Genomic DNA, 26,614 nt, shown 5'->3' with positions numbered 1-26,614 from the left:
CCGAAATAGTTTTTTACAGGCCCGGCAGGCGCTGACGGATCTGCGCGACCACAGTGTCCAGCGTGCCGGATTCATTGGTCTGCACGCGTTTGCTGCGCAGAATTTCCTCCGGGGTCAGCGCTTCGCGGTTGGCCTGCTGCGCTTCGATGACTGCGAGGGTGGCGTCGGACGGATCCTTCTGATCGGCCTGGCGCATCGCCAGCCAGCTCTCGATCACCGCTTGCGGGGCGTTGCAGTCGAGGATCAGGAACGGCGTGCCAGTGGCTTCGGCAATCTTCGCCGCATTATCGCGCTGCTCGCGTTTGAGATAGGTCGCGTCGATCACTACCGGGAAGCCGGCGTGCAAAATCACCTCGGCGATTTCATGCAGACGTGCGTAGGTCGCGGTGCTGGCGTCGGCACTGTAAATGCCGGCCTGCACATCGTTGGCGACGGTCTGCTCGCCAAACAGGCGCTTGCGTTCGACATCGGAACGCAGGCGAATTGCGCCCAGCGCTTCGACCAGGCGCATGGCCACATGGCTCTTGCCGACTGCGGAAACACCGTGGGTAATGGCCATGAAGCGCGAAGGAATGGTGCTGTAGCTTTCCGCCAGGTTGGCGTAGTTGCGGTACTGGCGCAGGGTGGTGGCGCGCTGCACCGCAGTCGCGTCCGCCGGCATGCTGAACAGTGCCACCTTGGCCCGCACCAGCGCGCGGTAGGCTTTATAGAAGTTCAGCACTTCCAGGCCCTCATAGTCGCCGGTCAGTTCCAGATACTGGCTGATGAGGCGACGCGCCAGCGATTTCAGGCCACGGTCTTCCAGGTCCATGGCGAGGAAGCCGGTGTCGGCCCAGACATCAGTGAAACGGAATGGCTCGTTGAACTCGATGCAGTCGAAGATCACCACATTGCCGTCGATGACCGTGGCGTTGCCCAGGTGAATGTCGCCGTGGCATTCACGGGTGAAACCTTGTGTCTTGCGCTGGGCGAACAGGGGCTTGAGGCGCTCGAAGCTGCTTTCGGCCCAGGCTTTCAATGCCTCAAGTTGCAGCAAGTCGTTCTTGTCGCTGAGGAACGGCAGGATCTGCTCGAAATTTTGCGCGACCGGCGCCATCACGCTGTCCGGTGTACCGGCGTCGTGTTCGGCCGGGACTTTCGGGGCGTTGAGATGGAAATGGGCGATCTGCTCGGCCAACGCGTCGATGTGCTGAGTGGTCAGTTCGCCATTGGCTTGCAGGGTGCTGAGCAAGCCGCTCTGCGGGAACTGGCGCATTTTCAGCACGTATTCGATAGCCGGGCCGTCGCCGCCCAGTTGCGGTGCCTCGACGCTGCCGGTGACCGGCAACACGTCCAGATACAAATCATCGGTCAGACGCTGGTTCAGCCGCAGCTCTTCAGCGCAGAAATGCGCACGTGCGTCGAGGCTGGTGAAGTCGAGGAAGCCGAAATTCACCGGCTTCTTCACTTTATAGGCAAAGGGCCCGGTGAGAATCACCCACGAGATGTGGGTTTCGATGACCTGAAACCCTTCGACGGGATGCGGGTAGAGGGCCGGGTTTTGCAGGGCAGCGATCAGGGACTGGCTCACGGGCGATCCTTCAGAGGCGGGGGAATTCGAGGCGGCCATTATGGCTGCTTGCCCGCCTGACGCAAACCTCCGCGCGTGCCTGTTGAGGATCGATAAAGTGCGTATAATCCGCCGCCATGACTCGATCCCGATCCCCCCGTACCAAGAAAAAACCACCAGCCAAGGGCCTCAGCCCATGGTTGAGCTGGGCCATTAAACTCAGCCTGGTCGGCCTTGTAGTGCTGGCCGGCTTTGCCGTTTACCTCGATGCCGTGGTGCAGGAGAAGTTCTCCGGCAAGCGCTGGACCATCCCGGCCAAGGTGTACGCGCGCCCGCTTGAGCTGTTCGTCGGACAGAAGCTCAGCAAGGACGATTTCCTCACCGAACTCGATGCCCTCGGCTATCGCCGCGAAGCCGTGAGCAATGGCCCCGGCGCAGCCGCCGTCAGCGGCAATACGGTTGACCTGAACACTCGTGGCTTCCAGTTCTATGAAGGTCTGGAAAAGCCGCAGCCAGTGCGTGTGCGCTTCTCCGGCGACTACGTCGCCGAACTGTCCTCGACCAACGGTTCGAAACTGTCGGTGGTGCGCCTCGAGCCGCTGATGATCGGCGGCATTTACCCGAAAAATCTCGAAGACCGCATCCTGATCAAACTCGATCAGGTGCCGCCGTACTTGCTCGAAACCCTGATCGCCGTCGAAGACCGCGACTTCTACAGCCACTGGGGCGTGTCGCCGAAATCGATCGCCCGCGCCGTGTGGATCAACACCTCCGGCGGCAAGATGACCCAGGGCGGCAGTACGCTGACCCAGCAGTTGGTGAAGAACTTTTACCTGACAAGCGAACGCAGCCTGACCCGCAAGCTCACCGAAGCGATGATGGCGTTGCTGCTGGAACTGCATTACGACAAGAAGGAAATTCTTGAGGCCTACCTCAACGAAGTCTTCGTCGGTCAGGACGGCCAGCGTGCGGTGCACGGTTTTGGTCTGGCCAGTCAGTTCTTCTTCGGCCAGCCATTGTCCGAGCTGAAACTGCATCAGGTTGCGATGCTGGTCGGCATGGTCAAGGGACCGTCCTACTACAACCCGCGCCGCAACCCGGAACGCGCGCTGGAGCGGCGCAATCTGGTCCTCGACGTGCTGGCGCAGCAAGGTGTGGCAACCCCCGAACAAGTCGAAGCGGCGAAGAAAATGCCGCTCGGTGTGACGACTCGCGGCAAGCTCGCCGACAGCTCGTTCCCGGGCTTTATCGACCTGGTCAAACGCCAGTTGCGCGAAGACTACCGCGACGAAGACTTGACCGAAGAAGGCCTGCGCATCTTCACCAGTTTCGACCCGATTCTGCAGATGAAAGCCGAAGCCTCGGTCAACGACACGTTCAAGCGTCTGGCCGGGCGCAAGGGCTCGGATGACGTCGAAGCGGCGATGGTCGTGACCAACCCGGAAACCGGTGAAGTCCAGGCGATGATCGGCAGCCGTCAGGCCAGTTACGCCGGTTTCAACCGCGCACTCGATGCGGTACGCCCGATCGGCTCGCTGATCAAACCGGCGGTGTATCTGACCGCGCTGGAGAAACCGAGCCAGTACACGTTGACCAGTTGGCTGTCGGACGATCCACTGTCGGTCAAGGGCGCCAACGGTCAGGTGTGGAAACCGCAGAACTACGATCGCCGCTCCCACGGTACAGTGTTCCTCTATCAGGGCCTGGCGCATTCCTACAACCTGTCGACCTCGCGTCTGGGCCTGGAAGTCGGCGTGCCGAACGTGCTCAAGACCGTAGGTCGTCTGGGAGTTACCCGTGAATTCCCGGCGTTCCCGTCGATGCTGCTCGGTGCTGGCGGTATGACGCCGATCGAAGTGGCGACCATGTACCAGACGCTGGCCAACGGTGGTTTCAATACGCCGATGCGCGGCATTCGCAGCGTGCTGACCGCCGAGGGCGAGCCGCTCAAGCGTTATCCGTTCCAGATCGAACAGCGCTTCGACCCTGCCTCGATTTACCTGATCCAGAACGCCATGCAGCGGGTGATGCGTGAAGGTACCGGCAGTTCGGTTTATAACGTGCTGCCCAAGACCCTGACACTGGCGGGCAAGACCGGTACCAGTAACGATTCGCGCGACAGCTGGTTTGCCGGTTTCAGTCAGGATCTGCTGGCAGTGGTCTGGCTCGGCCGCGACGACAACGGCAAGACGCCGTTCACCGGGGCGACCGGTGCGCTGCAGGTCTGGACCAGTTTCATGCGCAAGGCCGATCCGCTGCCGCTGGACATGCCGCAGCCGGACAACGTCGTGCAGGCCTGGGTCGATTCGCGCACCGGCCAGGGTTCCGATGCCAACTGCCCCGGCGCGGTACAGATGCCGTATATTCGCGGCAGCGAGCCGCCACCCGGCGCCGCGTGTGCAAGCGAAACACCTGCCTCGCCGGAGTCGGTGATGGACTGGGTCAAGGGCTGGATGAATTAAGCAAAGAGGGTTTCAAGTGAACAAGTGGTTGATTCCAGCGGTGACCGCCGTGGCTTTGCTCAGCGGCTGCTCCACCGTACAGCGTGGTTCGATTCCGGTAGTGGATTCGGGTACGGCCGTGTCCAACAGCGAACGCATCGGCGCCAATGGCGGTTTCCGCCAGACCACGGTCAAGCGCCCGGCGCAGGGCCAGACTCAGGCGATTCCGCAGGGCGATACCGGCGTGGTGGTGATGGTGCCGGGCGGCGGTGCTGCGGTGTCAACACCGATCAGTTCTTCGCCGATCGTCCCGGGGCCTGCATCTGGCGGTATCACGTCGGGGCCGTATAACCCATCGGCGGTTGAGTCGGCGCCGATCAACTCCGGCAGCTACAGCATGCCGTCGACGCCAAGTGGCATTCCTTCGGCCAGCAGTGGCGGTGGTCTGTCGGCGGATGAGCAACTGGACGGTCCGGTACTCGCCTTGCTGACCACCGCGCAACAGCAGCAGGCTGGCGGCGACCTCAACGGTGCCTCTTCCAGCCTGGAGCGGGCGCAACGTGTCGCCCCCCGGGAGCCACAAGTGCTTTACCGTCTGGCGCAGGTGCGCATGGCCCAGGGCGATGCGCCGCAAGCCGAGCAATTTGCCCGTCGCGCGTTGACCATGGCCAACGGTCGTCCGGATCTGCAAGCCAGCCTGTGGGAAATCATCGCTCAATCTCGTGAGAAACAAGGCGATTCCGCCGGCGCCGCGCTGGCCCGTCAGAAGGCCAAGGTTTCCCTGTGATGGACGTGCGTTTCCCGAAAATCGCCGATCAGCTGTTGTTGATTGAACGCGAGCTGCGCACCCAGGGCTGGTGGGATGAGGTTGAGCCATCGGCCGAAGCGCTGAGCAGTGTCGAGCCGTTTTCGGTCGACACGCTGGACTTCGAGCAATGGCTGCAATGGATCTTCCTGCCGCGCATGAAGATGATCCTCGAACAGGATCTGCCCTTGCCGAACGCCTCGGGCATTCAGGAAATGGCGGAAATGGTCTTCGCCCAGCGCAACCTTGGCGGCAAGGATCGGCAGTTGCAGGTGCTGCTCAAAGAGTTTGACCTGCTGATCACTGCCTCCCGCTGAGCGCGGTTGTGTAGGAGCTGACGAGTGCAACGAGGCCGCGATCTTTTGATCTTGCTTTGAAACAAGTCAAAAGATCGCAGCCTTCGGCAGCTCCTACACAGCTCCTTCGCAGCGATTACGAGCAATTCTCGGCAATCTGCTTCTTCGCTTCGACGATGCGTTCCTGACGCTGTGTATCGTCGAGCCTGCGCACATCCCCCTCGACCTCCTCACGCAAACGCGGATTGTTCTGCAGTTGCGCCAGGTTCGTGCGTGCCTGTTCGCAAAAGGCCTTGAGCTGCGCCTGCTGCTCGGCGACCTGTTTCTTCACCTTGGCATCAATGGCTTTCTGATCGCCGAGTACGCCGCCGCCCGGCAGCGGCGCGGCTTTCGGCGCGGGTGAGGAGGGCGTTTGCAGGGTCGTCGCCGGTTGGCCCTGCGGCGGTTGTGCATCGAAATGTGTGACGCCTTGGGCATCGACCCATTTGTAGATTTGAGCGGCCGAGCACCATGGGCTGAGACCGATCAGCAAAGTGAGGAGGAGCGTTCGCATGCTGATTCCTTGGCAAAAATGCGCAATTGACGCTAACAGAGTAGCGCTTTTCAGGTTTTTTCTTGCGTTCTCATGTGCTTACCCACAATTAACCCCACAGACGACTTGACTTGCAGAGGGCGAAACAGAAGAATCCAAAGTCCGCTGTAGAGGGACTGCCAGAAGCAGACCCACTCGGTAGATCATGAGGCGCACATCCGCGCCGACCTGTTACACCCGCAACGCGTTACCTCGCGCTGGGTGGGAAAGGCCCGCAACACTTGGGACGATCCCAATACTTGCTCAGTCAGTGCTGACGTAGTCGGCGACCACCGTCGCTCATGCTCTGCCGAGAAGTAAACCTATTAAGACCCGCCCCTTTTTTGTGGACGGTATTCTGGCGTTTTAGAGGTGAACAACGTGGAGCTTTTATCTGGCGGTGAGATGCTCGTCCGCTTTTTGCGTGACGAAGGCGTCAAATATATCTACGGGTACCCGGGTGGTGCTCTCCTGCATGTTTACGATGCCCTGTTCAAAGAACCGGAAGTGACCCACATCCTGGTTCGTCACGAACAAGCGGCTACCCATATGGCTGACGGCTACGCCCGTGCCACCGGTAAAGCCGGCGTGGTATTGGTGACATCCGGTCCAGGCGCCACAAACGCCATCACCGGTATCGCCACCGCCTATATGGACTCGATTCCGATGGTGATCATTTCCGGTCAGGTGCCAAGCACCATGGTCGGCACTGACGCGTTCCAGGAAACCGACATGATCGGTATCTCCCGGCCGATCGTGAAGCACAGCTTCATGATCAAGCACGCTTCGGAAATCCCGGAAGTCATGAAGAAGGCCTTCTACCTGGCGCAGTCCGGTCGTCCGGGCCCGGTCGTGGTCGACATCCCGAAAGACATGACCAATCCGGCCGAGAAATTCGAATACGTTTTCCCGAAGAAAGCCAAGCTGCGTTCCTACAGCCCGGCCGTTCGCGGTCACTCCGGGCAGATCCGCAAGGCGGCAGAAATGTTGTTGGCGGCCAAGCGCCCGGTGCTGTACTCCGGCGGCGGCGTGATTCTCGGCAATGGCTCCGCGCAACTGACCGAATTGGCGAAAATGCTCAACCTGCCGGTGACCAACACCTTGATGGGTCTGGGCGCTTTCCCTGGCACTGACCGTCAGTTCATCGGCATGCTCGGCATGCACGGCAGCTACACCGCGAACCTGGCGATGCACCATGCCGATGTGATCCTCGCCGTCGGCGCACGCTTCGACGATCGGGTGATCAACGGCCCGGCGAAATTCTGCCCGAACGCCAAGATCATCCACATCGACATCGACCCGGCGTCGATCTCCAAGACCATCAAGGCTGACGTGCCAATCGTGGGTCCGGTCGAGAGCGTCCTGACCGAAATGGTCGCGATCCTCAAGGAAATCGGCGAGACCCCGAACAAGGATTCCGTGGCCAGTTGGTGGAAGCAGGTCGATGAATGGCGTGGCGATCGCGGCCTGTTCCCTTATGAAAAGGGCGACGGCAGCAAGATCAAACCGCAGACCGTGATCGAAACCCTCTGCGAAGTGACCAAGGGCGACGCCTTTGTGACCTCCGACGTGGGTCAGCACCAGATGTTCGCTGCGCAGTACTACACGTTCAACAAGCCTAACCGCTGGATCAACTCCGGTGGTCTGGGCACGATGGGCTTCGGTCTGCCAGCAGCGATGGGCATCAAGCTGAGCTTTCCGGACGACGACGTTGCCTGCGTCACCGGCGAAGGCAGTATCCAGATGAACATCCAGGAGCTGTCGACCTGCCTGCAATACGGCTTGCCGGTAAAGATCGTCATCCTCAACAACGGTGTGCTGGGCATGGTTCGCCAGTGGCAGGACATGAGCTACGGCAGCCGTCACTCGCACTCCTACATGGAATCGCTGCCCGACTTCATCAAGCTGGCTGAAGCCTACGGCCACGTTGGCGTACGCATCACCGAATCGAAAGATTTGAAGTCGAAGATGGCCGAAGCGTTCGCCATGAAGGATCGCCTGGTGATCATCGATGTTGCGGTCGACACCAGCGAGCACGTCTACCCGATGCAGATCAAAGACGGCTCCATGCGCGATATGTGGCTGAGCAAGACGGAGCGTACTTAATCATGCGGCACATTATTTCCCTGCTTCTGGAAAACGAACCCGGCGCTCTGTCTCGTGTAGTCGGCCTGTTCTCGCAGCGCAACTACAACATCGAAAGCCTGACCGTGGCGCCGACCGAAGACCCGACCCTGTCGCGTCTGACGCTGACCACCGTGGGCCACGATGAAGTCATCGAGCAGATCACCAAAAACCTGAACAAGCTGATCGAAGTGGTCAAGCTGGTGGACCTGTCGGAAAGCGCTCACATCGAGCGTGAACTGATGCTGGTCAAGGTCAAGGCCACTGGCGCCCAGCGCGCCGAGATCAAACGCACTACAGATATCTACCGTGGGCAGATCGTCGATGTCAGCGCCAGCGTGTATACCGTTCAGTTGACCGGTACCAGCGACAAGCTCGACAGCTTCATTCAGTCCATCGGCACCGCATCGATTCTGGAAACCGTCCGTAGCGGCGTGACCGGCATTGCTCGCGGCGACAAAGTTCTCAGCATCTAAACCAAATTAGCGCATGGCCTGAACGGCCGGATATAAGGGGAAATTCATGAAAGTTTTCTACGATAAAGACTGCGACCTGTCGATCATCCAGGGCAAGAAAGTTGCCATCATCGGTTACGGCTCCCAGGGCCACGCTCAAGCGTGCAACCTGAAAGACTCCGGTGTCGACGTTACCGTCGGTCTGCGTAAAGGTTCGGCCACCGTTGCCAAAGCCGAAGCTCACGGCCTGAAAGTGACCGACGTTGCTTCCGCTGTTGCCGCTGCCGACCTGGTCATGATCCTGACCCCGGACGAGTTCCAGTCCTCGCTGTACAAGAACGAAATCGAGCCGAACATCAAGAAAGGCGCCACTCTGGCCTTCTCCCACGGCTTCGCGATTCACTACAACCAGGTTGTTCCGCGTGCCGACCTCGACGTGATCATGATCGCGCCGAAAGCCCCGGGCCACACCGTGCGTTCCGAGTTCGTCAAAGGCGGCGGTATCCCTGACCTGATCGCGATCTACCAGGACGCCTCGGGCAACGCCAAAAACGTTGCACTGTCCTACGCCGCTGGCGTCGGTGGCGGTCGTACCGGCATCATCGAAACCACCTTCAAGGACGAGACCGAAACTGACCTGTTCGGCGAACAAGCCGTTCTGTGTGGCGGTACCGTTGAACTGGTGAAAGCCGGTTTCGAAACTCTGGTTGAAGCTGGCTACGCGCCGGAAATGGCCTACTTCGAGTGCCTGCACGAACTGAAGTTGATCGTTGACCTCATGTACGAAGGCGGTATCGCCAACATGAACTACTCGATCTCCAACAACGCCGAGTACGGCGAGTACGTGACTGGCCCGGAAGTGATCAACGCCGAATCCCGTCAGGCCATGCGCAACGCCCTGAAACGTATTCAGGACGGCGAATACGCCAAAATGTTCATCAGCGAAGGCGCAACCGGCTACCCTTCGATGACCGCCAAGCGTCGTAACAACGCCGCTCACGGTATCGAAATCATCGGCGAGCAACTGCGCTCCATGATGCCGTGGATCGGTGCCAACAAGATCGTCGACAAAGCCAAAAACTAAGTCGTCGTCCCTTGCACGAAAAACGCGGCCTAGGCCGCGTTTTTTCGTTTGGGCCGGTGCTTCTGGTATAAAGCTGCATCGTTTGTGGCCGAACTGTCGTCCTCAAGCCTCTGTCGAATTTTTTCCAAACCGTTGCAAGGTAATGTCCATGAGCGAACGTCCCGAAGAGCCGAACAAGGCTTCCGACGCCGAAAGCCTGCTGCCCATCGATGAACACATCGAAGAAGGGCACGACGCCGAAGGTCGTAAAGTCCGGCATCGTGGTATCTATCTGCTGCCGAACCTGTTCACCACCGCCAACCTGTTCGCAGGCTTCTATTCCATCATCAACTCGATGAGCGCGCAGGCCGCGTTGAGCGCCGGCGACTCGGTGAATGCGAGCAAGTACTTCGCCTTCGCTGCAATCGCGATTTTCGTCGCGATGGTGCTCGACGGTCTCGATGGTCGCGTAGCGCGCATGACCAATACGCAAAGTGCTTTCGGCGCCGAGTATGACTCGCTGTCGGACATGGTCGCCTTCGGCGTCGCGCCGGCATTGCTGGCCTTCGGTTGGGCGCTGGGAGACATGGGCAAGGTCGGCTGGATGGTCGCCTTCATATATGTAGCGGGAGCGGCGTTGCGTCTGGCGCGTTTCAACACCCAGGTCGGCACGGCGGACAAACGCTACTTCATCGGTCTGGCCAGCCCGGCGGCGGCAGGTGTGGTGGCCGGCATTGTCTGGGCGTTCAGCGATTACGGCATTCAGGGTTCGAAGATGTCGTTCCTGGTGGCGTTGATGGTGGCGGCGGCCGGCATGCTGATGGTCAGCAACATCAAGTACAACAGCTTCAAGGAGCTGGATCTCAAAGGTCGCGTGCCGTTCGTGGCGATCCTGGCGGTGGTGCTGGTATTCGCTGTCGTGTTCAGTGATCCGCCGCGCATTCTGCTGCTGGTGTTCCTCGCCTATGCGGCGTCCGGTCCGGTGCAGTATCTGTTGCGCCTTCGTCGTCACAAAAACGCCGAGTGATGTAATTTCCCGCATACTCCGCAGTCTATGGGTGCACCTGTCCTCCAAAGCTGCGGAGTTGTCATGTTGATCAAGATCCCCAAAGCATCCGACTGCCATGAGTCGGATGTCACGCCTGAAGCCATTTATCTCTCCCGCCGCCAATTGCTCGGCGCCACTGCTGCCGGTATTGCCGTGAGCAGCCTGCCGCGCTGGGCCAATGCCGCTGATACCCCTCGCTACTCTGACGTCGAATCCGGCAAGGCTCCGGCCTGGTTTGCCGAAAAGCTTCCTTCTACTCAATGGGGGGCGGTCAATGTCAAGGACGAGGCGATCACGCCTTATAAAGACGCTACGAACTACAACAACTTTTATGAATTCGGTACCGGCAAGGGCGATCCCGCGAGGAACGCTGGCGACCTGAAAACCGAACCCTGGAGCGTGGTCATTGACGGGGAGGTGGGTAAGCCGGGGCGTTATGCGCTGGAAGACTTCATGAAGCCGTATCAACTGGAGGAACGTATTTATCGTCTGCGCTGCGTCGAGGCGTGGTCGATGGTCATTCCCTGGATCGGCTTTCCCATCTCGGCCTTGCTCAAGCAGGTCGAGCCGACTTCCAAGGCCAAGTACATCCGCTTTGAAACCCTGCAGGATCCCAAGAGCATGCCCGGCCAGCGTTCCGGTTTTGCCTTGATCGACTGGCCGTACGTCGAAGGCTTGCGTCTGGATGAGGCGATGAATCCTTTGGCAATTCTGGCGGTGGGCATGTATGGACGCGAACTGCCGAACCAGAACGGCGCGCCTTTGCGTCTGGTGGTGCCGTGGAAGTACGGCTTCAAAAGCGTGAAATCCATTGTGCGCATCAGTCTGGTCAGCGAGCAGCCGAAGACCACTTGGCAAAGCATTGCTGCCGATGAATATGGCTTCTACGCGAATGTGAATCCGACGGTTGATCATCCGCGCTGGACCCAAGCCCGCGAGCGGCGCCTGCCGAACAGTCTGTTCAAACCGAATGTGCGCGATACCCAGATGTTCAACGGCTACTCGGATGAAGTCGCTTCTTTATATACAGGGCTCGATCTGCGGAAGAACTACTGATGCGTTATCCGTTCTGGCGAGTGGGCGTGTTCATTGCGGCAGCGATCTGGCCATTGCTGTGGTTCTATCAGGCGTTCGCCGATCTGCTCGGGCCTGATCCGGGCAAGGTGCTGGTTGATCGTCTCGGGCTTGGCACGCTGGTGTTGCTGTTGATTACGCTGAGCATGACGCCGTTGCAAAAGCTGAGCGGCTGGGCGGGGTGGATTGCAGTGCGCCGGCAGTTAGGGCTTTGGTGTTTTGCTTATGTGACGCTGCATCTGTTCAGCTATATGGCGTTTATCCTCGGGTTTGACTGGTCACAGTTGGGCGTTGAGCTACGTAAGCGGCCTTACATCATTGTCGGTGCACTCGGCTTTCTCGGATTGCTGATACTGGCAGTGACGTCGAATCGTTATAGTCAGCGTCGTTTGGGTGCTCGCTGGAAGAAGCTGCATCGCTTGGTTTACGTGATACTTGGGCTGGGTTTGCTGCATATGCTCTGGATCGTGCGGGCCGATCTAGAGGAGTGGGCGATTTATGCCTTTATAGGCGCTGTGCTCTTGCTGCTTCGTGTGCCGCCGGTGATGAGACGAATCCCGCGTTTAATGGCTAAAAAGCAGAATCTGCAAGAAAAGCGAAATTAACGGTTGACGGCAGATTCCAGAGGTCTATAATTCGCCCCACTTCCGGCGCAGTCGAAACGGAAAACTCCTTGAGATTCAAAGAGTTACGCGGTTTTCGACAGCGGCTTGCTTCAGATCATCGAAGCCTGGAAGGAGTTGAAAGAGCAGCGATGTGTAGCTCTTTTAACGGTTCGATCTTCTCGGTCGAAAGCGGAGAAAAAGAGGTGTTGACAGCAGCGATTAACGCTGTAGAATTCGCCTCCCGCTAACGAGAGATCGGAAGCGCAAGTGGTTGAAGTTGTTGAAGAATTCTTCGAAAACTTCTGAAAATAATCACTTGACAGCAAATGAGGCTGCTGTAGAATGCGCGCCTCGGTTGAGACGAAAGATCTTAACCAACCGCTCTTTAACAATTGAATCAAGCAATTCGTGTGGGTGCTTGTGCAGTCAGACTGATAGTCAACAAGATTATCAGCATCACAAGTTACTCCGCGAGAAATCAAAGATGTAACCAACGATTGCTGAGCCAAGTTTAGGGTTTCTTAAAAACCCAAAGATGTTTGAACTGAAGAGTTTGATCATGGCTCAGATTGAACGCTGGCGGCAGGCCTAACACATGCAAGTCGAGCGGATGAGAGGAGCTTGCTCCTGGATTCAGCGGCGGACGGGTGAGTAATGCCTAGGAATCTGCCTGGTAGTGGGGGACAACGTTTCGAAAGGAACGCTAATACCGCATACGTCCTACGGGAGAAAGCAGGGGACCTTCGGGCCTTGCGCTATCAGATGAGCCTAGGTCGGATTAGCTAGTTGGTGAGGTAATGGCTCACCAAGGCGACGATCCGTAACTGGTCTGAGAGGATGATCAGTCACACTGGAACTGAGACACGGTCCAGACTCCTACGGGAGGCAGCAGTGGGGAATATTGGACAATGGGCGAAAGCCTGATCCAGCCATGCCGCGTGTGTGAAGAAGGTCTTCGGATTGTAAAGCACTTTAAGTTGGGAGGAAGGGCAGTAAATTAATACTTTGCTGTTTTGACGTTACCGACAGAATAAGCACCGGCTAACTCTGTGCCAGCAGCCGCGGTAATACAGAGGGTGCAAGCGTTAATCGGAATTACTGGGCGTAAAGCGCGCGTAGGTGGTTTGTTAAGTTGGATGTGAAATCCCCGGGCTCAACCTGGGAACTGCATCCAAAACTGGCAAGCTAGAGTATGGTAGAGGGTGGTGGAATTTCCTGTGTAGCGGTGAAATGCGTAGATATAGGAAGGAACACCAGTGGCGAAGGCGACCACCTGGACTGATACTGACACTGAGGTGCGAAAGCGTGGGGAGCAAACAGGATTAGATACCCTGGTAGTCCACGCCGTAAACGATGTCAACTAGCCGTTGGGAGCCTTGAGCTCTTAGTGGCGCAGCTAACGCATTAAGTTGACCGCCTGGGGAGTACGGCCGCAAGGTTAAAACTCAAATGAATTGACGGGGGCCCGCACAAGCGGTGGAGCATGTGGTTTAATTCGAAGCAACGCGAAGAACCTTACCAGGCCTTGACATCCAATGAACTTTCCAGAGATGGATTGGTGCCTTCGGGAACATTGAGACAGGTGCTGCATGGCTGTCGTCAGCTCGTGTCGTGAGATGTTGGGTTAAGTCCCGTAACGAGCGCAACCCTTGTCCTTAGTTACCAGCACGTAATGGTGGGCACTCTAAGGAGACTGCCGGTGACAAACCGGAGGAAGGTGGGGATGACGTCAAGTCATCATGGCCCTTACGGCCTGGGCTACACACGTGCTACAATGGTCGGTACAAAGGGTTGCCAAGCCGCGAGGTGGAGCTAATCCCATAAAACCGATCGTAGTCCGGATCGCAGTCTGCAACTCGACTGCGTGAAGTCGGAATCGCTAGTAATCGCGAATCAGAATGTCGCGGTGAATACGTTCCCGGGCCTTGTACACACCGCCCGTCACACCATGGGAGTGGGTTGCACCAGAAGTAGCTAGTCTAACCTTCGGGAGGACGGTTACCACGGTGTGATTCATGACTGGGGTGAAGTCGTAACAAGGTAGCCGTAGGGGAACCTGCGGCTGGATCACCTCCTTAATCGACGACATCAGCTGCTGCATGAGCTCCCACACGAATTGCTTGATTCATTGAAGAAGACGATAGAAGCAGCTTTAAGCTCCAAGCTGATAGCTCTGAGCTAACAGTTACAAGCTCGAAATTGGGTCTGTAGCTCAGTTGGTTAGAGCGCACCCCTGATAAGGGTGAGGTCGGCAGTTCGAATCTGCCCAGACCCACCAATTTTGTTATGGGGCCATAGCTCAGCTGGGAGAGCGCCTGCCTTGCACGCAGGAGGTCAGCGGTTCGATCCCGCTTGGCTCCACCATAAACTGCTTCGAAGTTTGAGAGTTTAGAAATGAATATTCGTACTGAATATTGATTTCTAGTCTTTTGATTAGATCGTTCTTTAAAAATTTGGGTATGTGATAGAAAGATAGACTGAACGTTACTTTCACTGGTAACGGATCAGGCTAAGGTAAAATTTGTGAGTTCTCTTAGTTGAGAAATTCGAATTTTCGGCGAATGTCGTCTTCACAGTATAACCAGATTGCTTGGGGTTATATGGTCAAGTGAAGAAGCGCATACGGTGGATGCCTTGGCAGTCAGAGGCGATGAAAGACGTGGTAGCCTGCGAAAAGCTTCGGGGAGTCGGCAAACAGACTTTGATCCGGAGATGTCTGAATGGGGGAACCCAGCCATCATAAGATGGTTATCTTGTACTGAATACATAGGTGCAAGAGGCGAACCAGGGGAACTGAAACATCTAAGTACCCTGAGGAAAAGAAATCAACCGAGATTCCCTTAGTAGTGGCGAGCGAACGGGGACTAGCCCTTAAGTGGCTTTGAGATTAGCGGAACGCTCTGGAAAGTGCGGCCATAGTGGGTGATAGCCCTGTACGCGAAAATCTCTTAGTCATGAAATCGAGTAGGACGGAGCACGAGAAACTTTGTCTGAATATGGGGGGACCATCCTCCAAGGCTAAATACTACTGACTGACCGATAGTGAACTAGTACCGTGAGGGAAAGGCGAAAAGAACCCCGGAGAGGGGAGTGAAATAGATCCTGAAACCGTATGCGTACAAGCAGTGGGAGCAGACTTTGTTCTGTGACTGCGTACCTTTTGTATAATGGGTCAGCGACTTATTTTCAGTGGCGAGCTTAACCGAATAGGGGAGGCGTAGCGAAAGCGAGTCTTAATAGGGCGTCTAGTCGCTGGGAATAGACCCGAAACCGGGCGATCTATCCATGGGCAGGTTGAAGGTTAGGTAACACTGACTGGAGGACCGAACCGACTACCGTTGAAAAGTTAGCGGATGACCTGTGGATCGGAGTGAAAGGCTAATCAAGCTCGGAGATAGCTGGTTCTCCTCGAAAGCTATTTAGGTAGCGCCTCATGTATCACTGTAGGGGGTAGAGCACTGTTTCGGCTAGGGGGTCATCCCGACTTACCAAACCGATGCAAACTCCGAATACCTACAAGTGCCGAGCATGGGAGACACACGGCGGGTGCTAACGTCCGTCGTGAAAAGGGAAACAACCCAGACCGTCAGCTAAGGTCCCAAAGTTATGGTTAAGTGGGAAACGATGTGGGAAGGCTTAGACAGCTAGGAGGTTGGCTTAGAAGCAGCCACCCTTTAAAGAAAGCGTAATAGCTCACTAGTCGAGTCGGCCTGCGCGGAAGATGTAACGGGGCTCAAACCATACACCGAAGCTACGGGTATCACCTTCGGGTGATGCGGTAGAGGAGCGTTCTGTAAGCCTGTGAAGGTGAGTTGAGAAGCTTGCTGGAGGTATCAGAAGTGCGAATGCTGACATGAGTAACGACAATGGGTGTGAAAAACACCCACGCCGAAAGACCAAGGTTTCCTGCGCAACGTTAATCGACGCAGGGTTAGTCGGTCCCTAAGGCGAGGCTGAAAAGCGTAGTCGATGGAAAACAGGTTAATATTCCTGTACTTCTGGTTATTGCGATGGAGGGACGGAGAAGGCTAGGCCAGCTTGGCGTTGGTTGTCCAAGTTTAAGGTGGTAGGCTGAGATCTTAGGTAAATCCGGGATCTTAAGGCCGAGAGCTGATGACGAGTGTTCTTTTAGAACACGAAGTGGTTGATGCCATGCTTCCAAGAAAAGCTTCTAAGCTTCAGGTAACCAGGAACCGTACCCCAAACCGACACAGGTGGTTGGGTAGAGAATACCAAGGCGCTTGAGAGAACTCGGGTGAAGGAACTAGGCAAAATGGCACCGTAACTTCGGGAGAAGGTGCGCCGGTGAGGGTGAAGGACTTGCTCCGTAAGCTCATGCCGGTCGAAGATACCAGGCCGCTGCGACTGTTTATTAAAAACACAGCACTCTGCAAACACGAAAGTGGACGTATAGGGTGTGACGCCTGCCCGGTGCCGGAAGGTTAATTGATGGGGTTAGCTAACGCGAAGCTCTTGATCGAAGCCCCGGTAAACGGCGGCCGTAACTATAACGGTCCTAAGGTAGCGAAATTCCTTGTCGGGTAAGTTCCGACCTGCACGAATGGCGTAACGATGGCGGCGCTGTCTCCACCCGAGACTCAGTGAAATTGAAATCGCTGTGAAGATGCAGTGTATCCGCGGCTAGACGGAAAGACCCCGTGAACCTTTACTATAGCTTTGCACTGGACTTTGAATTTGCTTGTGTAGGATAGGTGGGAGGCTTTGAAGCGTGGACGCCAGTTCGCGTGGAGCCATCCTTGAAATACCACCCTGGCAACTTTGAGGTTCTAACTCAGGTCCGTTATCCGGATCGAGGACAGTGTATGGTGGGTAGTTTGACTGGGGCGGTCTCCTCCTAAAGAGTAACGGAGGAGTACGAAGGTGCGCTCAGACCGGTCGGAAATCGGTCGTAGAGTATAAAGGCAAAAGCGCGCTTGACTGCGAGACAGACACGTCGAGCAGGTACGAAAGTAGGTCTTAGTGATCCGGTGGTTCTGTATGGAAGGGCCATCGCTCAACGGATAAAAGGTACTCCGGGGATAACAGGCTGATACCGCCCAAGAGTTCATATCGACGGCGGTGTTTGGCACCTCGATGTCGGCTCATCACATCCTGGGGCTGAAGCCGGTCCCAAGGGTATGGCTGTTCGCCATTTAAAGTGGTACGCGAGCTGGGTTTAGAACGTCGTGAGACAGTTCGGTCCCTATCTGCCGTGGACGTTTGAGATTTGAGAGGGGCTGCTCCTAGTACGAGAGGACCGGAGTGGACGAACCTCTGGTGTTCCGGTTGTCACGCCAGTGGCATTGCCGGGTAGCTATGTTCGGGAAAGATAACCGCTGAAAGCATCTAAGCGGGAAACTTGCCTCAAGATGAGATCTCACTGGAACCTTGAGTTCCCTGAAGGGCCGTCGAAGACTACGACGTTGATAGGTTGGGTGTGTAAGCGCTGTGAGGCGTTGAGCTAACCAATACTAATTGCCCGTGAGGCTTGACCATATAACACCCAAGCAATTTGCTGACCTGAAAAGGCACCAGATTGCGGTGTGTGAAGACGAAACGAACCGAAAGTTCGAAATTCACAAACACCTAGCTGTCACATACCCAATTTGCTGAAGCGAGGCCATCTGGTCACGAGTCAGTACCCGAATTTCTTGACGACCATAGAGCGTTGGAACCACCTGATCCCATCCCGAACTCAGCAGTGAAACGATGCATCGCCGATGGTAGTGTGGGGTTTCCCCATGTGAGAGTAGGTCATCGTCAAGATTAAATTCCGAAACCCCAATTGCGAAAGCAGTTGGGGTTTTGTTTTGCCTGCGAGAAAGTTTTTCAGAGCTATGGCGAACAAAATTGCACAGTTATTTTCGAAGCAGAACACTAGAATAGCCCCATCTTTATCGGAGCCAGAGCCTGTATGTCAGAATCGGTTGACGCCCCCGGGCTGTCAGATTTACCGCTGGAAGACTTGATAGCCTGCCACGAGTGCGACTTGCTGATGCGCAAGCCGACACTTGCCCATGGTGAGAAAGCACTCTGCCCGCGTTGTGGTTATGAGTTGTACGCCCATCGCCATAACGTGGTGCAGCGCAGCCTCGCCCTGGTGATTGCCGCGTTATTACTTTACGTGCCGGCAAACTTTTTACCCATCATGCAACTCAATATCCTCGGGCAATCCTCGCAGGATACGGTCTGGAGTGGCGTAGTCGGCCTGTTCAGCACCGACATGCAAGGTGTGTCGATCGTCGTCTTCCTTTGCAGCATGGCCATACCGTTACTCAAGTTGTTGTGCCAGCTGTTTGTGTTACTGACGATTCGTTTCGATGTCGGCCGAAGCTACGGTTTGCTGCTCTATCGTATTTACCACCACCTTAGGGACTGGGGCATGCTCGAGGTCTACCTCATGGGCGTCCTCGTCGCGATCGTGAAGCTGGCGGATATGGCAGCAATCACCGTCGGCCTCGGGCTGGCATGTTTCATTGGCTTGTTATTGGTGCAAGTCTGGCTGGAGGTGGTGATGTCACCGCATCAGATCTGGCAGGCATTATCAGGAGAGGATGCCCATGCGGGCGATTGATGCGGGCATTCTGGTGTGCACCGAATGCCACGAGCTGAACAAGCAGGAAGCTGACGTCGACGAGCAGAGCTGTACCCGCTGCGGCGCGCAGGTTCACGCTCGCCGCCCCAACAGCTTGACCCGCACCTGGGCGCTGTTGATCACGGCAGCCATTATCTATATTCCGGCCAACGTCTTGCCGATCATGACGGTCAGCTCCCTGGGCCAGGGTGAACCAAGCACCATCATGTCCGGCGTGATTGAACTGGTGCAGCACGGCATGATTCCGATCGCGAGCGTGGTGTTCATCGCCAGTATTCTGGTGCCCACGTTCAAACTGGTCGGCATCGCATTGTTGCTGTTTTCCGTGCAGCGCCGGCAGCCATTGTCGGCCCGTCAGCGCATCTGGATGTACCGATTCATCGAGTTCATCGGCCGCTGGTCGATGCTCGATATTTTCGTGATCGCCATTCTCGTGGCGGTCGTCAACTTCGGCCGGATAGCCAGTGTCGAAGCCAATCTGGGCGCCGTCGCCTTCGCCTCTGTGGTGATTCTGACGATGCTCGCCGCAGTAACTTTCGATCCCCGACTGATTTGGGATAACACGGAGTCGGACGACGACCATGACTGATTTGCCTGTAGCGAAAACCCGACCGGCTTCGAACTGGTCGGCCATTTGGGTGCTGCCTCTGATCGCGCTGATCATCGGCGGCTGGCTCGGCTGGCGTGCTTATTCCGAGACCGGTATCGAGATTCAGGTGCGCTTTGAAAGCGGCGAAGGCATCCAGGCCAACAAGACTGAAGTGGTCTACAAAGGCATGCCGGTCGGCAAGGTCAAGACGCTCAAGCTCGATGATGAAGGCAACTCGAAAGGGGTGATCGCCACCATCGAAATGAACAAGGACGTCGAGCAGTACCTGAAGACCAGCACGCGGTTCTGGCTGGTCAAACCGAGCGTGACCCTGGCCGGTATCACTGGTCTGGAAACATTGGTCTCGGGTAACTATGTCGCCATCAGTCCCGGTGAAGGCGAGCCGGTTCGCAAGTTTAAGGCTTTGGCCGAAGAGCCGCCGCTGTCCGACGCCAAGCCCGGTCTGCACCTGACCATCAAGGCCGATCGCCTAGGCTCGTTGAATCGCGGCAGCCCGGTGTTCTACAAACAGATCAAGGTCGGTCAGGTCAAAAGCTACGTGCTGTCCGAGGATCAGAGCACCGTTGAACTTAAGGTGTTCATCGAGCCGACCTACGCCAAACTGGTGCGCAAACATACTCGTTTCTGGAACGCCAGCGGCATCAGCATCGACGCTAACCTGTCCGGCGTGAAAGTGCGCAGTGAATCCCTGGCCAGCATCGTCGCTGGGGGCATCGCCTTCGCCACGCCGGAGAATCGCAAGGACAGTCCGGCGACCGACCCGAGCCTGCCATTCCGTCTCTATGAAGACTTCGACGCTGCCGCTGCCGGCATTCGCGTGAAGGTCAAACTCAGCGATTTCGAGGGCCTGCAAGCCGGTCGCACGCCGGTGATGTACAAAGGCATTCAGGTCGGCAACCTGAAAGCGCTCAAAGTCGATCCGGACCTGAACAGTGCAACAGCCGAGCTGACTCTGGATCCGTTGGCCGAAGACTATCTGGTTGAGGGCACGCAGTTCTGGGTGGTCAAGCCGTCGATATCCCTTGCCGGTATTACCGGCCTGGAGGCGCTGGTGAAAGGTAACTACATCGCCGTGCGTCCGGGCGATAAAGGCGCTGCGCCGAAACGCGAATTCGAGGCGCGACCGAAAGCACCACCGCTGGACCTGCGTTCGCCAGGCCTGCATCTGGTGTTGTTTACCGATTCGCTGGGCTCGATCGATGTCGGCAGTCCGATTCTGTACAAGCAGGTCAAGGTCGGTTCGGTGCAGAGCTACCAGTTCTCCCGAACCAAGAAGCAGCTGGTCATCGGCGTGCACATCGAGAAGGAATACGAAAACCTGGTCAACGCCTCGACGCGCTTCTGGAACGTCAGCGGCATTACCCTCACGGGTGGCTTGACCGGCGGCATTCAGGTCAAAAGTGAATCTTTGCAAACCCTGATGGCCGGTGGTATTGCCTTCGAAACCCCACAAGCCAATGCGCCGTTGAAGAAACGTATCCCGCGCTTCCGTCTGTTCGCCGATCACGATGAGGCGAACAAGAAAGGTGCGGTAGTGACGATCAAGGTTGATCGCGCTGACGGCTTGAGCAGCGGTACGCCGGTACGTTTCAAGGGGCTGGATGTCGGCAAGATTGAAAGCGTCGATCTGACCGATGACATGCAGTCGGTAATCCTCACCGCTCGCATCACTGAAGTGCCGGAGAAGATCGCGCGAGTCGGCAGTCAGTTCTGGGTGGTCAAGCCGGAACTGGGTCTGATCAAGACGCAGAATCTGGAAACGCTGGTCACCGGCAAATACATCGAAGTCCAGCCGGCGGCGAAGAATCTCGGCCCGCAGAAGAACTTCGTTGCCTTGGCCGAAGCGCCGGAAGTCACCAGGCAGGAAGCGGGTCTGAGTCTGGTGTTGAGCGCCGCACGTCGTGGTTCGCTTAAGCCTGGCGTACCAGTGACTTACCGTGAGATCACCGTCGGAAAGGTGACCGGTTATGAATTGGGCCAGACAGCTGACCGTGTGTTGGTGCACATCCTGATCGAGCCGAAGTATGCGCCACTGGTGCGCAGCGGCAGCCGTTTCTGGAACACCAGCGGCGTGGGCTTCGATTACGGCTTGTTCAAAGGTGTGACGGTTCGGACCGAATCGCTGGAGACGCTGATTCAAGGTGGCATTGCCTTCGCCACACCGGATGGCGAGCGCATGGGCAATCCGGCGCGGGCCGAGCAGACGTTCCCGTTGTTCGACAAGTTCGAGGATGAATGGCTGACCTGGGCGCCGAAGATTCAGCTTGGTAAATAGCAGCGTCTGTTGAGACGCCTTCGCGAGCAGGCTCGCTCCCACAGGGGAACGCATTCCAATTGTGGGAGCGAGCCTGCTCGCGAAGGGGCCAGCCAAATCAACACAAAATCCAGGCGATAAAAAAGGGCCGCGATCTCATCAGATCGCGGCCCTTTTTTTGCTTCAGCTACCGCCGATCAAACCGCATCCAGCTCCGGCTCATCGGCCTGCACATTCAGCGTGGCCTTGACCACATCATGCCGGCGAATGTACTTCCAGTCCGCCTCATCGATGTAGATCCCGGCCGGGCCGCTGCCGCCTTCCAGGTCGATTGCGACACTGGCGCAGACCTGCGGCTTCACACTCGCCAGAATCGGCACGAAGCCTAGTTGCAGACTGGTTTCCAGCAGCGCCGCCTGGTTCTTCTCGTCGATGTCCGCCGCCTCGTCGAGGTAGTACGGCAGACGCACGCGGCCGGCCAGATCGCGATCCATCAAGTGCAGCAACAAGTACATGTTGGTCAGTGCCTTGATGGTCATGGTCGTACCGTTGGAGGCCGCGCCGTCGATGTCGGTGTGGATGACTGGTTGACCGTTGACCTTGGTGATCTCGAAGGCCAGTTCGAACAAGTCCTTGAGGCCGAGCTGGTTGTGGTTCGCTGCCACCAGCCGCGCCAGATATTCCTTGGCCTCTTCGTTCTTGTTGTCCTGCTCGGCGCTCTGGCTGAGATCGAACACCGACAGGGTTTCGCCTTCCTCATATTGCCCGGCGCTGTGGATGATCTGGTCGATGTGCTTGAGCGCTTCCTTGTTCGGCGCGAGGACGATGCGGAAGCTCTGCAGGTTGGAGACCTGACGCTTGTTGATCTCGCGGTTGAACAACGCCAGTTGATGCTCGAGGCTGTCGTAGTCGCTGCGAATGTTGCGCAGGGTGCGGGCGATGTCGGTGACCGCCGCACGCCGCGCCTTGCCGAGGGTCAGGGCTTCATCGGTGCGGTGCGCGTAAGCGTTGATCAGCAGCGACAGACGCCGCTCCATATCATCTTCGCTGTCGAACTTGGCCACACCTTTCAGACGCACCTGCGCATACAGCGCTTCGATCTGGCCATCGGCACGCAGGAGGCCCTGCCAGCTGTCCTGATAATCGTTGAGCAGCGGCAGCAGGTTGTCCATCGAATCATCGACCGGATCCATGAACGGCGTGCCGAACGGCAGATCCGCTGGCAGCAACTGACGACGACGCAGCGCGTCGTCGAGGGTGCGTTGCTTGGCCTCCATATCGGCGATCTGCCGGCCGACCAGTTGCAGCTTGGCCGACAGTTGCTGGACGCGCTCGGTGAACGCATCGCTGGAGCGCTTGAGTTCGTCCTGCGCGGCTTCCATCTGCGCCAGTTGCTCGAGCTTGTCGCTTTCTTCGGCGCTCAGGGTTTGGGTGCGACGGAAATCTTCCAGCGCCTTCTGCGCGTCCAGCACCTGCTGGTACAGCGCTTCGGTCTGGGTCTTGCTCGCGGCGCGGTCGGCGGCCACGGCCTGCTGGGTTTTCAGTTGCTTGAGCTCTTTTTCCAGACGCTCTTTCTGATCACGCAACGCGGCGCGGTCAGCCAGAGCCTGCAAGGCAGGCGGCTCAATGTGCGAGATGTCGATCGACAGGCCCGGCACTTCGAAGCGCTCGCCCTTGAAGCCATCAAGAATCAGCTCCACGGATTTGACCCACTCGCCATTCTCGTCGAGGGTGATGCCATGTTCGCCCAGCGGCAGGCTGAACAGCGCGCTGTTGAACAGACGCATCAGGCGCTCGACGTCCTGTTGCGAGAACTCTTCGCGCAGGCGGGCATAGCTGTTGTTATCAGCGTGATCGAGTTGTTGCTTCACCGACTTCAGGCGTTTTTCCAGATCGCGCAGACGCTCTTCGAGATCTTCGGCGCTGAACTGACGCGACTGCGCCAAGGCACCGGCCAGTTCGTCGTGTGCATCCTTGGCGGCGAGCAATTGTTGCTCGAGCACTTTGACGTCATCGACCAGGGCAAAGCGGTTCTTCAGCACCGACAGCTCGCCGAGCCAGCGCTGGATACCGGAAATTTCCCGTTCCAGACGCATCAGTTCCTGAGTACCACCGCGTTGATCGTTCTGCAGATCGTCCTGCTCGCGACGGTAGTGTTCGGCCTGGATGGTCAGCTCTTCCTTGCGCGCCGTGGCGTAGTCCGACCAGGTGCCGAGCAAGGAATCGAGCAGCGGCGACAGGCGATGCAGTTTGCCGCGCAGCACGTCGCGCTGTTTCACGCCGTTGGCCAGCGCTTCAACCAACGGGCCGGCGGCGACCAGCGAGTTGTAGTCCTGCTCCATGCGCCGCACATCGCGGAAGGCTTCTTCGCACGCGGCGATATAATCGACGCTGCCCGAACGCAGGCTGTGTTCGAAGGCATCGAGGAACAGTTGCTTGAGCTTGGCCGCGGTGATTTCGCGCATGTGCAGCAGGTTGATGAACAACGCGCGGAAGGTCTTCAGGCTTTGCTCGCTGGTGGAGCGCAGCGGGATCAGGGTCAGGTCGAGCGGGATTGACGTGTGGCCGCCAACCAGCAAGCGGCGCAGTTCATCCGGCTTGAGTTCGTAGGCTTTCAGGCCTTCTTTTTCGAGATTGCTGAACAGTTCTTTCTGGCGCAGGCAGGTGTCGTTTTTCTGGTAATGCGCCAGGTCGAGCTTGCCGGCGTAGGCGAAGAACTGGTGCCCGAAACCGCCGCCCGGGCCGCGACCGACCACGCCGATCACGTGGGGGCCGTGGGGCAGGTTGACTTCAACGAGGATGTAACTGGTGTCGGAGGCGAAGTAGAAGCGCCGCGATTGTTCGAGGCTGTACTTGCCGAAACTCATGTCCGACATGCGCGCCAGAATCGGGAACTGCAAGGCGTTGATCGACGCTGATTTACCGAGGTTGTTCGCGCCGTAAACCGACAACGGTTCTTCCAGCGGGAACAGACCGAGGCTGTAACCGGCGGTGTTCAAAAGGGCAAAGCGGCGGATGCCGTAGCGTTCCTGGCTCATGCATCGGACTCCTGTTCTTCGGCAATGGCGCGGGCCAGTGCGTCTTCTTCGCTTTCTTCTTCAAATTCGGAAAGATCGAGCGGATCGTCGGTTTCGAGGAATTTCGCTTCGGCTTCTTCGTCGATCAGCACCGGCGCCGGCAGCGGCAGAACGCTGTGGACGCTGGCTGCCAGGTCGCGGTCCTGCTGCACCGACAGGCACACGTCGAGGAAACGGTGCATCGGCGGCAGGAAGCGGTAGACACCGTTTTCTTCGCCGGCGAAACCGAGCTGAGTCATGCGGCGCATGATTTTTTCTTCGAGTTCTTCGACGGTCTGCACTTCGGCCTGAATGAACAGGTCGCGGTACTTGTCCAGCAGCGACGGCAATTCTTCGCGGCCGAGGCTGCCGCCGTCGAGCACGGCAATCGGGTCGCGGCCCTGATCGGCCAGGTGCTCGACGAGGATGAAGGTGAACAGCGCCAGACGCTGGGCGGTCTTGTTCACCGCTGCGGCGGCCATGTCCGGCACGAAATAGTAGAAGCCACGGGTGTCGCAGACCAGTTCAAAGCCCAGCGCCTTGAACAGCGTGCGGTACTGATCCTGGAAGTTTGACAGTTGTGCGTACAGCTCAGGATCACGGCGGCTGACGTGGTAACCCTTGAACAACTCGCGGAAGATCGGCGCCAGTTGCGACAGTTCGGAAAGATCAAGATGCATTTGGGATGCTCGCAGAATCCTCGGCGGCGGTATCGCTGGCCGAGAGCAGGGCGAAGGAGCGCAGGCTGACCTGGTGCTCGTGAGTATGGTATTCGCGGCGTTCCAGACGCTCGCGCTTGAAGCGTTTTTCCCGCGACAGGCGCGAGAACCAGTAAAGCAATTCGTCGGTGGCGCCGTCCGGTTCCTGCTCCAGCAGCCAGGTCATCAGGTCCGGCATCGGCAGGGACTCTTCGTAACGATCGACCATCTCGCGCACGGTGCGCGGTGCACGTGGGGCGTCGCCAGCCTTCTGGGTTTTGTGCGCCTTGGGGAAGCGCGCCGGTTTCGGCTCGAAACGCGCCAGCGCGTAGACGTAGGCTTCGACCTGACTGGCGCTGCCCAGGAAGGTGCTTTGCGGACGGGTGAACAGTGGCATCGCCGCTTGCGGCACGGCGTCGATCCCCTTACGCCGGATCGCCGCCAGCGCCAGTGCGGCGCCACGGGTCACGGCGTTGTGCCGACGCGCTTCTTCACGCAACGGCAGCAGCAGTTCGCGGGCATGACGCAGGGTCAGTTGCGCGCTGGTCTGCATTTCGAGGATGCGTGCGTGGGTGCGCAGGAGCATGTCGTCATCGACCAGATGGCCGAGGCGCTGCTGTTCGCTGAGCATCTTCAGCAGCACGGTTTCGACCTTGCGCACGCCTTGCTCGAAGGCGCCATCGGCGTTGACCAGATCGATCATCGGCTCGACGTATTCGTCCCACGTCGCCAGGACTTCGGCGTAACGCTGACGCAGCGGAATCTGCCGGTCGCTGGTCTTCGCCCGTTCGGCGACTGCCACCAGCGCCTGTTCGTCGTTGTCGAGTTTCTTCAGTACGTCGCGCACGCGCATGTCGAGCAAGCGCAACTGGCGCGCCAGATCGTTGCCATCACGAACGTCGAAAGCGTCCTGAATATAACCGGCCAGACGCTCAAGGTGACGCAGGTAGGCTTCGATTTCCAGGCACAGACCGAGGCGGTGTTCGCGGCGCAGGTAGGCGAGGAAGTCGTGGATCTGCGCGTTGAGCTCGAAACGGTTCGGGCTTTTCGCCACCGGAACCAGAATATCGAGGCGAATCCACACATCGAGCAGGCTGGTGATGTCCTGCGGCGTGCTGTCGAGTTGTTGGGCGGCCAGTTGCGTGCGCAGTTCGTTGAGGCTCAGGGTGCCTTGGTCGAAGTGCTCGCACAGTGGCTCCAGAAGTGCCCAGTGTTCAGCGAGGGCGCGCAAGACGCGCTTGGGTTCGATCATCGGAATGGCCGGCTGGTTGGCGATTAAAAGCGGCGATTGTACTGCATCACAGGCGCCGCGATTCACTCTCGGGACGGGCTGTCGCATTCTTTGCCCAAAGGGCAGCGGCGCAGCGCAG

General features: G+C 57.7%; 17 protein-coding genes, 2 tRNA genes and 3 rRNA genes. 17 read left to right on the top strand and 5 right to left on the bottom strand.

Annotated elements, in window-relative coordinates; all coding sequences use genetic code 11:
• Window positions 1–13: 13 nt before the first annotated feature.
• Window positions 14–1,570, bottom strand: a complete 1,557-nt coding sequence (locus AB4N41_RS04430; protein ID WP_056790394.1) for a bifunctional aminoglycoside phosphotransferase/ATP-binding protein — start codon at window positions 1,568–1,570, stop codon at window positions 14–16.
• A gap of 116 nt (window positions 1,571–1,686) precedes the next feature.
• Here AB4N41_RS04430 and mrcB point away from each other — a divergent pair, with 116 nt between their 5' ends.
• From mrcB to AB4N41_RS04415, 3 genes are read left to right on the top strand one after another with little or no spacing between them, the layout of a single operon-like run.
• Window positions 1,687–4,011, top strand: a complete 2,325-nt coding sequence (mrcB, locus tag AB4N41_RS04425) for a penicillin-binding protein 1B (RefSeq protein ID WP_095181816.1) — start codon at window positions 1,687–1,689, stop codon at window positions 4,009–4,011.
• Window positions 4,012–4,027: 16 nt separating this feature from the next.
• Window positions 4,028–4,777 carry a tetratricopeptide repeat protein gene (locus AB4N41_RS04420; protein WP_041477844.1) on the top strand — a complete coding sequence of 250 codons (750 nt, stop codon included), beginning with the start codon at window positions 4,028–4,030 and terminating at the stop codon, window positions 4,775–4,777.
• The gene (locus AB4N41_RS04415; RefSeq protein ID WP_016773180.1) at window positions 4,777–5,112 is read left to right on the top strand and encodes a YqcC family protein; all 336 of its coding nucleotides are present in this window, start codon (window positions 4,777–4,779) and stop codon (window positions 5,110–5,112) included. The genes AB4N41_RS04420 and AB4N41_RS04415 overlap by 1 nt, the downstream gene beginning before the upstream one ends.
• Before the next feature lie 115 nt (window positions 5,113–5,227).
• Here AB4N41_RS04415 and AB4N41_RS04410 read toward each other — a convergent pair whose 3' ends face one another.
• Window positions 5,228–5,644, bottom strand: a complete 417-nt coding sequence (locus AB4N41_RS04410) for a DUF4124 domain-containing protein (RefSeq protein ID WP_252876902.1) — start codon at window positions 5,642–5,644, stop codon at window positions 5,228–5,230.
• 399 nt (window positions 5,645–6,043) lie between these two features.
• Here AB4N41_RS04410 and AB4N41_RS04405 point away from each other — a divergent pair, with 399 nt between their 5' ends.
• The 14 genes from AB4N41_RS04405 (at window position 6,044) to AB4N41_RS04340 (ending at window position 21,511) form a co-directional block, all read left to right on the top strand.
• The gene (locus AB4N41_RS04405) at window positions 6,044–7,768 is read left to right on the top strand and encodes an acetolactate synthase 3 large subunit (protein ID WP_252876901.1); all 1,725 of its coding nucleotides are present in this window, start codon (window positions 6,044–6,046) and stop codon (window positions 7,766–7,768) included.
• Window positions 7,769–7,770: 2 nt separating this feature from the next.
• Complete coding sequence (ilvN, locus tag AB4N41_RS04400; RefSeq protein ID WP_003176102.1) at window positions 7,771–8,262, top strand: acetolactate synthase small subunit; 492 nt, start codon at window positions 7,771–7,773, stop codon at window positions 8,260–8,262.
• A 46-nt stretch (window positions 8,263–8,308) separates the two neighbouring features.
• Window positions 8,309–9,325, top strand: a complete 1,017-nt coding sequence (ilvC, locus tag AB4N41_RS04395; protein WP_003228216.1) for a ketol-acid reductoisomerase — start codon at window positions 8,309–8,311, stop codon at window positions 9,323–9,325.
• Between the two features lie 148 nt (window positions 9,326–9,473).
• Window positions 9,474–10,331, top strand: a complete 858-nt coding sequence (gene pssA, locus AB4N41_RS04390) for a CDP-diacylglycerol--serine O-phosphatidyltransferase (RefSeq protein WP_016773182.1) — start codon at window positions 9,474–9,476, stop codon at window positions 10,329–10,331.
• A 63-nt stretch (window positions 10,332–10,394) separates the two neighbouring features.
• The gene (gene msrP, locus AB4N41_RS04385; RefSeq protein WP_056790377.1) at window positions 10,395–11,408 is read left to right on the top strand and encodes a protein-methionine-sulfoxide reductase catalytic subunit MsrP; all 1,014 of its coding nucleotides are present in this window, start codon (window positions 10,395–10,397) and stop codon (window positions 11,406–11,408) included.
• Window positions 11,408–12,031 carry a protein-methionine-sulfoxide reductase heme-binding subunit MsrQ gene (msrQ, locus tag AB4N41_RS04380; RefSeq protein WP_252876900.1) on the top strand — a complete coding sequence of 208 codons (624 nt, stop codon included), beginning with the start codon at window positions 11,408–11,410 and terminating at the stop codon, window positions 12,029–12,031. The genes msrP and msrQ overlap by 1 nt, the downstream gene beginning before the upstream one ends.
• A gap of 541 nt (window positions 12,032–12,572) precedes the next feature.
• A 16S ribosomal RNA gene (locus tag AB4N41_RS04375) occupies window positions 12,573–14,109 on the top strand.
• A 123-nt stretch (window positions 14,110–14,232) separates the two neighbouring features.
• A tRNA-Ile gene (locus AB4N41_RS04370) sits at window positions 14,233–14,309 on the top strand.
• A gap of 10 nt (window positions 14,310–14,319) precedes the next feature.
• A tRNA-Ala gene (locus AB4N41_RS04365) sits at window positions 14,320–14,395 on the top strand.
• Window positions 14,396–14,633: 238 nt separating this feature from the next.
• A 23S ribosomal RNA gene (locus AB4N41_RS04360) occupies window positions 14,634–17,527 on the top strand.
• 154 nt (window positions 17,528–17,681) lie between these two features.
• A 5S ribosomal RNA gene (gene rrf, locus AB4N41_RS04355) occupies window positions 17,682–17,797 on the top strand.
• Together the 16S, 23S and 5S rRNA genes with 2 tRNA genes alongside form the textbook arrangement of a ribosomal RNA operon.
• Before the next feature lie 148 nt (window positions 17,798–17,945).
• Window positions 17,946–18,605, top strand: a complete 660-nt coding sequence (locus AB4N41_RS04350; RefSeq protein ID WP_056790348.1) for a paraquat-inducible protein A — start codon at window positions 17,946–17,948, stop codon at window positions 18,603–18,605.
• Entirely contained in the window at window positions 18,592–19,215 is a 624-nt protein-coding gene (locus AB4N41_RS04345) for a paraquat-inducible protein A (RefSeq protein WP_071173597.1), read from the top strand. The genes AB4N41_RS04350 and AB4N41_RS04345 overlap by 14 nt, the downstream gene beginning before the upstream one ends.
• Window positions 19,208–21,511, top strand: a complete 2,304-nt coding sequence (locus tag AB4N41_RS04340) for a PqiB family protein (protein WP_041480022.1) — start codon at window positions 19,208–19,210, stop codon at window positions 21,509–21,511. The genes AB4N41_RS04345 and AB4N41_RS04340 overlap by 8 nt, the downstream gene beginning before the upstream one ends.
• Window positions 21,512–21,687: 176 nt before the next feature.
• On the opposite strand, the gene mksF is transcribed toward AB4N41_RS04340, so the two are convergent.
• The 3 genes from mksF to mksB are packed head-to-tail and all read right to left on the bottom strand — an operon-like array spanning window position 21,688 to window position 26,496.
• Window positions 21,688–24,528 (bottom strand): Mks condensin complex protein MksF, encoded by a 2,841-nt coding sequence (mksF, locus tag AB4N41_RS04335; protein ID WP_041480021.1) that lies wholly within the window; start codon window positions 24,526–24,528, stop codon window positions 21,688–21,690.
• Window positions 24,525–25,226 (bottom strand): Mks condensin complex protein MksE, encoded by a 702-nt coding sequence (gene mksE, locus AB4N41_RS04330; protein WP_016773189.1) that lies wholly within the window; start codon window positions 25,224–25,226, stop codon window positions 24,525–24,527. Before mksE ends, mksF begins: the two co-directional genes overlap by 4 nt.
• Entirely contained in the window at window positions 25,216–26,496 is a 1,281-nt protein-coding gene (gene mksB / locus AB4N41_RS04325; protein ID WP_460138352.1) for an Mks condensin complex protein MksB, read from the bottom strand. Before mksB ends, mksE begins: the two co-directional genes overlap by 11 nt.
• Window positions 26,497–26,614: the final 118 nt, after the last annotated feature.

The sequence above is a fragment of the Pseudomonas sp. S2_A10 genome, from assembly GCF_054668465.1.
The sequence above is the reverse complement of the archived record's forward strand: the minus strand, read 5'-3'. Positions and strand labels throughout refer to the sequence as shown.